The organism is Paenibacillus tianmuensis (assembly GCF_900100345.1).
GTDB classification, from domain to species: Bacteria; Bacillota; Bacilli; order Paenibacillales; family NBRC-103111; genus Paenibacillus_G; species Paenibacillus_G tianmuensis.
Genome location: NZ_FMTT01000104.1, coordinates 1 through 1,667 on the forward strand (window position 1 = coordinate 1; position 1,667 = coordinate 1,667).

Sequence of the window (1,667 nt, forward strand, 5' to 3'; positions counted from 1 at the left end):
CTTGTGTCCACCTTCCACCAATTGACGCGGCTTGTAGCTTCATTCCAGTTTTTTTCTTTTTCCTTATACTGGGAGGAAGCAGCCATTTCGGCTTGATCCGATTGCTCTTGAAGCAGCGTTTCTTTCGCTCGACTCGCTGACCCATAGATCGAATTTGTGATGCTATCCGCAATGCTGGTTCCAATGATGCCGCCTATGATTGCTCCCAATCCGGCGCCGATTGCGTTCCCGAGTCCAGGAACAACTGAGCCGAGCGCTGCGCCCATCGCTGCTCCGGCTTCGGCCCCGGCCCATCCTCCGATGATAGTTCCACTAGTCTTCACCGCGGTTTCTACTTTTTTCCCTTCAGGCGCAGACATAACATCCCATGCGCTCATCGCCGCTACAACCGGTATTACAACAGATCCACCTCTGCCCAAGACGTCTTTTCCCCAAGTCAGGACCTTTCCAAAGCCTCTGCCGCCCCTCCCGCCGCCGTGTGTGCTGCTTCGAGGAGGTAGATCGCCTCCGGTACCGGGCCTTCCTCCGCCATTGCCAGACCTTCCTCCGCCAGTACCAACAAAAGTACCGCCTCCGCCACCAGGTCCTCCACCGCCTAAATTGTTGATCGCCTTCCCGTATACGTTGACGACGTTTGCCTGAATAGACTTATTCGGCAAGGTATCTTTCAGTTTATCAGCTGCTTTTTTTGCTCCCATAGCTTCTAGCATTTTTGCCACGGTGTTTATCCCGGTTTTAAATGGGCCCGTCAGTAAGGTACCGATGGTCCCAATGGCAAGTTTTGCCGCTCCCAGCGCGAGCATGAATGTACCGAAGGCAGCAACTACCTTCCCGGCCACGACCACTTCGTCTCGATGCGCATCGATCCATTTTGTGGCTGTCGTCACTCCGGGAGAGATGGCGGAAATTAACTTCGTTATCTCCGGCAGCAAGTGGTTCCCGATCGATGTCGTCAGGTTCTCAATTTTACTGTGGAGAATGTGCGCTTGACCTTTGTATGACTCTCGGATCTCGTCAATTTGTTTGTGGAGCCCCTTCTGACTGTTTATCGATTTCATGAGCTTGTCGAACGTCTCTTGGTGTGACGAGATTATAGCGAAGTCTTGACCCTGCTCGCCGAAAATATGGTTCATTTTTGCTGCCCATTCAAGCTCGCTTTTCCCGGCAGCGATGAATTCTTTGTGCTTTTGGGTCAGGACTCCGACCATATCAACGTAACTTTTGAGTGAATTTTTGTCTTTGAGCAGGGCGGCATTTTTAAAGCCTATGATTTTGCCTTTTTTGTCTTGCTCTACGCCGTCAAGAAGCCCGGCATCATTCATCGCGCTGAGCTGCTTCGCGCCGCCTCGTGTACCCAGGAATTTGTACGGGTTGATCCGCTCGGCGAAGTCTTTGATGTGCGTTCCTGCCATTGACCCTTCCATGCCGTGGATAGCCCCCATAGCGGAAGACATCAGCATATCTGTTTCGTTCCAGCCCAGGTTTTTTACCACGGGCATCGCGTATTTGAACGTCTCACCCAACCCTTCGGTAGATGCGTGAGTCACGTTGATTACGCGAAAGGCATTGTCCGCGAACTTCTCCATAGCCGATACATCGCCCGTAATTCTGGCGTCCTCGGCCATCCGTGCGAAGTTGTATGCCGAACGTCCCGCAGAACTGGACTT

1 protein-coding gene is annotated in these 1,667 nt (G+C 52.5%); it reads right to left on the reverse strand.

The window, feature by feature from the left end; translation table 11 throughout:
* Positions 1-1,625: phage tail tape measure protein (locus tag BLO51_RS28965; RefSeq protein ID WP_217266816.1), on the reverse strand; the 1,625-nt coding region annotated here is incomplete at its 3' end.
* Positions 1,626-1,667: the final 42 nt, after the last annotated feature.